Here is a 7,736-nt window from a genome sequence, read left to right as displayed (position 1 = left end):
TCCTTCGGGTACACGAACACTTTGCTCTTGTCGGTCATCTCACTCATCCCTTCTTTTTCTTGAATGTGGTCTTCTGGCCGCCGAGCGCGACGGCCTTGAAATCGGCCGTCTGCTTGGCGATCGCGGCTTCCGCCGGCAGCCGTTCCATCGAGCTGGCGCCATAGAAGCCGTGCAGGCCCTTGGCCTGGGAGAGAATGTAACGGGCGTCGTCGGGCATCGAAATCGGGCCGCCATGGCAAAGCAGGATGACATCCTTGCGCACCGAGCGCGCGGCATTGGCGATGGCGTCGATCTCCTGAATGCAGTCGTCGAGCGACTTGGCTGACGTGGCGCCGATCGAGCCGCCTGTCGTCACACCCATATGGGCGACGACGATGTCGGCACCGGCCTTGGTCATGGCGCGGGCCTCATCCGGGTTGAAGACATAGGGCGTGGTCAAGAGATCGAGCTTGTGCGCCTCGGCGATCATGTCGACCTCGAGGCCGAAGCCCATGCCGGTTTCCTCGAAGCTCTGCCGCATGCTGCCGTCGAACAGGCCGATGGTGGGAAAATTCTGCACGCCGGAAAAGCCCATCGTCTTCAGCTCTGCCAATAGCAGCGGCATGATGACGAACGGGTCGGTGCCGTTGACGCCGGCCAGCACCGGCGTGTGTCTGACCACAGGCAGCACCTCATAGGCCATTTCCTTGACGATCTCGTTGGCGTTGCCATAGGCGAGCAGGCCGGCGGCCGAGCCGCGCCCGGCCATGCGGTAGCGGCCGGAATTGTAGATGATGATGAGGTCGATGCCACCGGCCTCCTCGGCCTTCGCCGACAGGCCGGTGCCGGCGCCGCCGCCGACGATCGGCACGCCCTTGTCGATCATTCCCCTGAATTTCTTCAAGATGTCCTTGCGCGGTATGGCGGGCATTTTTTTAGGTCTCTCACTGTCTGGCGATGTCGAGGAAGGCCGCTGTTGCTGCCTTTGCGAATTCCGGGTCGTTGATATGCAGCGGCAGGCGCGTCACGCGGCGCTTGCCGTTGGGCTTGATGGTGCGCTCGATGGCATCGAACAGAACGGCGTCGGCTTCCGGGTCGAAGAAGGCGCCGCCTTCGATGTCGAGCGCCGAGACGCCTTTTTCCGGGATGAGAAAATGCACCGGTCCCCCGCAGCGGGCGAGCCTGGTGCCGATCCACTCGCCGATCGCACGGCATTCGTCCGCCGTGGTGCGCATCAGCGTGACATTGGGATTGTGTTCGTAGAACAGCCGGTCGCGATAGTGCTCCGGGATGGTCGAAGGCGCCCAGAAGTTCACCATATCGAGCGCGCCGACGGAGCCGACATAGGGCAGCCCCGTGCGTGCGACGGCGCCGAAACGATCCTCCGTCGCCGGCAGCACGCCGCCGAACAGAAGATCGCAGACTTCGGTCGTGGTGATGTCGACGACGCCGGACAGCAAGCCGCTGTCGGCCAGCTTTTCCATGCTGCGGCCGCCAGTGCCGGTGGCGTGGAAGACCATGCAGTCATATCCGGAACGGAGCTGGTCGGCGATGGCGGTCACGCAAGGCGTGGTGACGCCGAACATGGTGAGGCCGATCGATGGTTTGCCGTCGGGTGGTGGCGCCGGGCTGGCCGCCATGCCTGATATGGCTTGAGCCGCGTTGTACAACACGACACGGGAGAGCCGGTTCAGTCCGGCCATGTCGGTCACAGAAGGCATCATGATGATGTCGGAGACATCGACGTAGGGAGCGGTGTCGCCGGAGGCGAGCGTCGAGACCATGATCTTGGGCAGGCCGAGCGGCAGGGCGCGCATGCCCGACGTGACGATCGATGTGCCGCCACCGCCGCCAATGCCGATCATGGCCGCGATGTCGTTGCGCGATTGGGCAAAGCGGGCGAAGGCGATGCCCATTGCGGCGACCGCGGCGCCGCGATCATTGCCGCCGAGCACGGTTTCACTGCCGCCGGGATGATGGTCGGCGATTTCCCTCGCGCTGATATCGACGGGGATGGTTGCGTCGCGCGTTCCGACATCGACACGACAAACGAGGGCGCCCGCAGCCGTGATTGCATCGGCCAGGAAGGCGAGTTCCTCGCCCTTGGTGTCCGCGGTCCCCACCACATAGATACGCTTCATTGCGCTCTCCCAATCCTGGCAGGCGCGATGCCGCCCCCATCGCTCATTGCCCGGGCCACTCGACGATGCGGACGCCATTGCAAATTTTTGAGACGTGCGTATCGTATTGGTATGAATGTCTCACGTCAACAATCCGCTGCGAGCGACGAGGCTGAACGGGCAACCGGCCCAGTGCCCGAACGTGGGCCGCGCGCGCGGACCAAACGGCTGATGCTGGAGACGGCAACAAGGCTGATGCAGGCGGGCGTCACGCCCTCGGTCAGCGAGGTCGCCGAGGCGGCCGAGGTTTCCCGCGCCACCGCCTATCGTTACTTCCCGAGCCAGTCGGCACTGGTGCAGGCCGTCGTCGACGAGGGGCTGGGGCCAATCCTCACCTGGCAATCGACCTCCGCCGATGCCGAGCGCCGGGTCGCCGAGCTGTTCGACACGGCCATGCCGCGCATCGAGGCCTTCGAGGCTACGTTCAAGGCAGCACTGAAGCTGTCGCTCGATCAATGGGCGCGGCGTCAGGCCGGCACGCTGGGCGGTGAGCCCGCCTTTACGCGTGGCCACCGCATCGACCTGCTGAAGGATGCGATCGCGCCGCTCAAGGGCCGTTTGCCGCCGCGCGACTTCAAGCGGCTGGCACAGGCGCTGTCGCTTATCTTCGGCGTCGAGGTGCTGATCGTGCTCAAGGATATCTGGGGGCTGGACAGCCGCCGGACGATGTCGGTCGCACAGTGGGCGGCCGGGGCGCTGGTGCGTGCGGCAGTGGCGGAATCGGTCGATGAAGGAGGCAGCCTCGATCCGAAGGCAGTCGTGAAATAGAGCCTAACTGGTTCGACCAGATTGGCATGCACACTACTGATCTTAGCGGTTGGGTGGGGTATTGGACAATACCCGATCATATCACTGAGTAGGAAAATCTTGGTAAAACAGGCAGATAAAGCGGTAATCCGATGGAAATGGCCACGTCAAGCTGCCAAGAAAGGGCTTGACGCGCATGCAAAATTGGTAATACCAGATTGGATCAGAAAAGCGGATCGAAAGTGAGGGCTGCGATCCATTTTCCGGCGGGGCGAGGAGGCTCGAAACCGGAAAGGTGCGATCACGGGAGGAACTACCAGGGCCGGCCACGTTGCCGGCTCGCACGATAAGGTAGAACGCGCACAAGGGAGGAAATCATTATGCGCAAGTTAGTGACCAGCGTACTTGCTGGTATCGGCTTAACGCTTGCCTGCGGAACGTCCGTTTACGCGCAGGAAAAGTCACTCACCATCTTCTGGGCTGAATGGGATCCCGCAAACTATCTGCAGGAGCTCGGCAACGAGTACGAGAAGCAAACCGGCGTCAAGATCACGGTGGAAACCACCCCGTGGGCCGACTTCCAGACCAAGGCCTTTACCGAGTTCAACGCCAAGGGCAGCGCCTATGACCTGGTCGTCGGCGACTCGCAATGGCTTGGTGCCGCCTCCGAGGGCGGTCACTATGTCGACCTCACCGACTTCGTCAAAGAGAACAAGGTTCTCGACAAGATGGCTCCGGCGACGGTCAAGTTCTACTCCGAATATCCCGGCAACAGCGGCAAATACTGGTCGATCCCGGCCGAGGGCGACGCCGTGGGCTGGGCCTACCGCAAGGACTGGTTCGAGGATCCGAAGGAAATGGAAGCGTTCAAGGCCAAGTATGGCTACGACCTTGCCGTTCCGAAGACCTTCAAGGAAATGACCGACATCGCGGAGTTCTTCAACAGGCCCGACCAGAACCGCTACGGCATCGCCATCTACACACAGAACCAGTATGACGGCCTGGCGATGGGCTTCGAGAACGCGCTGTTCTCGTATGGCGGTGAGCTCGGCGACTTCGGCACCTACAAGGTCGACGGCATCATCAACTCGGACAAGGCGGTGGCCGCGGCGGAAAACTACCGCAAGCTGTTCGGCTTCACGCCTCCGGGCTGGACCAACGCCTTTTTCGTCGAGAACAACCAGGCCATCACCGAAGGCCTGGCGGCGATGAGCATGAACTACTTCGCCTTCTTCCCCTCGTTGATCAACGAGGCGTCGAACCCGAACGCCAAGAACACCGGCTTCTTCGCCAACCCGGCAGGTCCAGGTGGCGAGCAGTTCGCCGCGCTCGGCGGCCAGGGCATTTCCGTCGTCTCCTATTCCAACAACAAGGAAGAGGCGATGAAATTCCTGAAGTGGTTCATCCAGGACGATACGCAGAAGAAGTGGGCGGCCCTCGGCGGCTACACCTGCAACAAGGCCGTGCTGGAATCGGCCGAGTTCCAGAACGCCACGCCCTACAACAAGGCCTTCTACGACACGATGTTCAAGGTCAAGGACTTCTGGGCGGTGCCGGAGTATGCGGAACTGCTGCAGCAGCTCAACCAGCGTGTCTATCCGTACATCGTAAACGGCGATGGTACGGCCAAGGAAATGCTGGATGCGCTGGCGAAGGATTGGGACGCCACGTTCAAGAAATACGGCCGCGGCCAATAACCGACATGTAGTGCGGAGGAGGCCTGCGCCTCCTCCGTTTTCTTTTTCAGGAATGGGAGCAGGTCTTGGCGACCACAATGATCACACCGCTGAATACCTCCTCCAGAGCCGCCTCTCGCGGCCTCAGCGACATTTCGATACGCAACCTCTTCATCATCCCGACGATCGTGTTCCTGATCGTCTTCAACATCTTTCCGCTGATCTATTCGCTCGGCTATTCCTTCACCGACTTCCGCGCATCGACCAATGCGCCGGCCAATTTCGTCGGACTGAAGAACTATCGCGAGCTCCTCAGCGACCCTTATATCTGGAACAATTTCGCGGTGACCGCGAAATACGTCATCGTCTCGGTCGTCGGTCAGGTTGTCGTCGGCTTTGGAACGGCAATGCTGCTCAATCGCACCATTCCGCTCAAGGGCCTGATCACGACATTGCTGCTCTTGCCGATGATGCTCTCGATGGCGGTGGTCGGCCTGTTCTGGAAGCTGCTCTACGATCCGTCCTGGGGTGTCATCAACTACGTGCTCGACCTCGGCAAATTCCAATGGCTCGGCGACCCGAAGATGGCGCTCTACGCGGTCGCGTTCACGGACATCTGGATGTGGTCGCCCTTCGTCATGCTGTTGTCGCTCGCCGGGCTTTCGGCGGTGCCGAAGCATCTTTACGAAGCTGCCGCGATCGACCGCGCCGGGCCGTTCTATACCTTCTTCCGCATCACGCTGCCGCTGGTCGCGCCGATCCTGATGATCGCGGTCATCTTCCGCACCATGGAAGCCTTCAAGACTTTCGATCTTGCTTATGTGCTGTCGACGCAGCCGAGCACGGAGGTGATTTCCATCCGTCTCTACAAGATGGCTTTCCAGGAATGGCAGACGGGGCGCTCCTGCGCGCTTGCCTATATCGTGCTGATCATGGTGCTGGCGATCACCAACATCTATGTGAAATACCTCAACAAAGTTAAGGAGCGCTGAGATGGCGGCCGTCCAGACTTCGGGTGAACGGGCGCTCAACAAGGTCGCTATTGTCGCCGTCCTTTTGGTGACGATCATCTTCCTGGCGCCGATCTACTGGATCGTGGCGACCTCGTTCAAGCCACGCAACCTGGCCACGACGATCCCGCCGACGGTGATGTTCGAGCCGACCATCTCGCCTTTCGTCAAACTTTTCACAAAGCGCTCACAGTTGCGCAGCCCGCCGTCGGCCGAAGAATATGCCGCCGCCCCGTGGTGGGAGCGCGTCGTGTTCGACGGCGGCGAGAAGATCGTGCGCGACGGCAAGGGCCAGGTGCAATGGTCGGGATATCCGAGCCGCTTCCTGAACTCGCTCATCATCGCCATCACCTCGACGGTGTTGGCGGTCGGCATGGGGACATTCACCGCCTATGGCTTCTCGCGCTTCAAGGTGAAGGGGGAAGCGGACCTGCTCTTCTTCATCCTGTCGACGCGCATGTTGCCGGCGGTGGTGGTCGCCATCCCGATGTTCCTGATGTACCGGGCAGTCGGGCTCAACGATACGCATCTGGGCCTGATCATTCTCTACACCGCCTTCAACCTGTCCTTCTCCGTGTGGCTGATGAAGGGTTTCATGGACGAGATTCCGAAGGAATATGAGGAGGCCGCGCTTGTCGACGGCTACACGCGCATGGAGGCGTTCTTCAAGATCGTGCTGCCGGAGGCCGCCACGGGCATCGCCGCCACCGCCGTGTTCTGTTTCATCACCGCATGGAACGAATACGCCTTTGCGCTGATCATGACCAACCGCCGCGCCCAGACCGCGCCTCCCTTCATCCCGAGCCAGGTCGGTTCGGGCCTGCCGGACTGGACGGTGATCGCCTCCGGAACCTTCCTGTTCCTGCTGCCGGTCGCCATCTTCACCTTCCTGCTTCGCAATCATCTGCTGCGCGGCATGTCCTTCGGAGCGATCCGCAAATGAGTTTTCGCGCCTTCAACCAGAAATACCTTGAACCTGGGTCGCAGATATTGATGGTGCTCGGCATCGTCGCGCTCTGCCAGCCCTGGAACATGCTGCTGCACAGCTATGGCCTGACCATCATCCTGATCGGGCTCGTCGGCTTCAACGTAACCTCCAAGATCGCGCCCGAGGAGAAGGCCGGCACCGGCCAGGTGCGCAATCCGGGAGCACAGCATTGACCCAGATCGAGCTTCGCGGCGTCCAGAAATTCTTCGGCGCCGTCCAGGTCATCAAGGACCTGAACCTCAAGATCGCCGACAACGAGTTCATCGTGCTGCTCGGCCAATCGGGCTGCGGCAAGACGACGACGCTGCGCGCCATCGCCGGGCTGGAAACCATCGACGAGGGCGACATCTTCATCGACGGCAAGCCGGTGCAGCATTTGAAGGCCGCCGATCGCGACATCGCCATGGTGTTCCAGTCGTTCTCGCTCTATCCGCATATGAGCGTCTACGAGAACATCGCCTTCCCCTTGCGTGCCACGCGCAAGAGCAAGACGGAGATCGACAGCGAGGTGCGCTCCGTCGCCAAGACGCTGCAGATCACCGACCTGCTGGACAAGAAGCCGTCGGCGCTCTCGGGTGGCGACATGCAGCGCGTCGCCATTGGCCGCGCTCTGGTGCGGCGGCCGAAAGCCATGCTGATGGATGAGCCGATCGGCGCGCTCGACGCCAAGCTGCGCGAGGAGATGCGCGCGGAAATCAAGCGGCTGCACATCAAGCAGGGCTCGACCACCATCTATGTCACGCACGACCAGATCGAGGCCATGAGCCTGGCCGACCGCATCGTCATCATGCACGCAGGCGTCTTGCAGCAGGTCGGCACGCCCGACGAGGTCTATTCGCAGCCGGCAAATCTGTTCGTGGCGCAATTCGTCGGCAGCCCGGTGATGAATGTCACCGATGCGGCGGTGGCCGAGACGACGTCCTCGGTTTCGGTGACGGTCGGTGGAGCCGCCGCCGGCTTCGAGTTCCCGCGAGCCCTGCTGTCGAAGCTCAACGGCCATGCCGGCGGCCAGTTGGCGCTTGGCATACGGCCGGAAGGCGTGCTCATCCGGCGCGAGGCGACCGAGGGCTTCGTGCCTGTCGACACACATATCGTCGAGCCGCTCGGCTCCTTCGACATCGTCGATCTCAAGGTCGGAACCGAGTTGCTGCGGGCC

Annotated in this window: 8 protein-coding genes; 6 read left to right on the top strand and 2 right to left on the bottom strand. The window is 61.7% G+C overall.

Annotated elements, in window-relative coordinates; genetic code table 11:
- Positions 1–43: 43 nt before the first annotated feature.
- Complete coding sequence (locus EN884_RS17510; protein ID WP_024504438.1) at positions 44–910, bottom strand: phosphoenolpyruvate hydrolase family protein; 867 nt, start codon at positions 908–910, stop codon at positions 44–46.
- A gap of 13 nt (positions 911–923) precedes the next feature.
- On the bottom strand, positions 924–2,120 hold the full coding sequence (locus EN884_RS17505) for a Tm-1-like ATP-binding domain-containing protein (RefSeq protein WP_063169051.1): 1,197 nt from the start codon (positions 2,118–2,120) through the stop codon (positions 924–926).
- Between the two features lie 111 nt (positions 2,121–2,231).
- Here EN884_RS17505 and EN884_RS17500 point away from each other — a divergent pair, with 111 nt between their 5' ends.
- The 6 genes from EN884_RS17500 to EN884_RS17475 all read left to right on the top strand — a co-directional run.
- A complete protein-coding gene (locus tag EN884_RS17500) occupies positions 2,232–2,927 on the top strand; it encodes a TetR/AcrR family transcriptional regulator (RefSeq protein WP_013529493.1) in 696 nt (231 codons plus the stop codon).
- A 359-nt stretch (positions 2,928–3,286) separates the two neighbouring features.
- A complete protein-coding gene (locus EN884_RS17495) occupies positions 3,287–4,603 on the top strand; it encodes an extracellular solute-binding protein (RefSeq protein WP_013529494.1) in 1,317 nt (438 codons plus the stop codon).
- A gap of 65 nt (positions 4,604–4,668) precedes the next feature.
- Positions 4,669–5,574 (top strand): sugar ABC transporter permease, encoded by a 906-nt coding sequence (locus tag EN884_RS17490; protein ID WP_013529495.1) that lies wholly within the window; start codon positions 4,669–4,671, stop codon positions 5,572–5,574.
- Between the two features lies 1 nt (position 5,575).
- A complete protein-coding gene (locus EN884_RS17485) occupies positions 5,576–6,535 on the top strand; it encodes a carbohydrate ABC transporter permease (protein WP_013529496.1) in 960 nt (319 codons plus the stop codon).
- Positions 6,532–6,753 (top strand): hypothetical protein, encoded by a 222-nt coding sequence (locus EN884_RS17480; protein WP_013529497.1) that lies wholly within the window; start codon positions 6,532–6,534, stop codon positions 6,751–6,753. The genes EN884_RS17485 and EN884_RS17480 overlap by 4 nt, the downstream gene beginning before the upstream one ends.
- Positions 6,750–7,736 (top strand): ABC transporter ATP-binding protein (locus EN884_RS17475; protein ID WP_164895033.1); only part of this gene is annotated, 987 nt, incomplete at its 3' end. The genes EN884_RS17480 and EN884_RS17475, both read left to right, overlap by 4 nt.

This window comes from Mesorhizobium sp. M7A.F.Ca.AU.001.01.1.1 (assembly GCF_004022735.1).
Taxonomy (GTDB): Bacteria; Pseudomonadota; Alphaproteobacteria; order Rhizobiales; family Rhizobiaceae; genus Mesorhizobium; species Mesorhizobium ciceri.
Note: the sequence above shows the minus strand (reverse complement) of the source record. Positions and strands in the feature narration are given on the sequence as shown.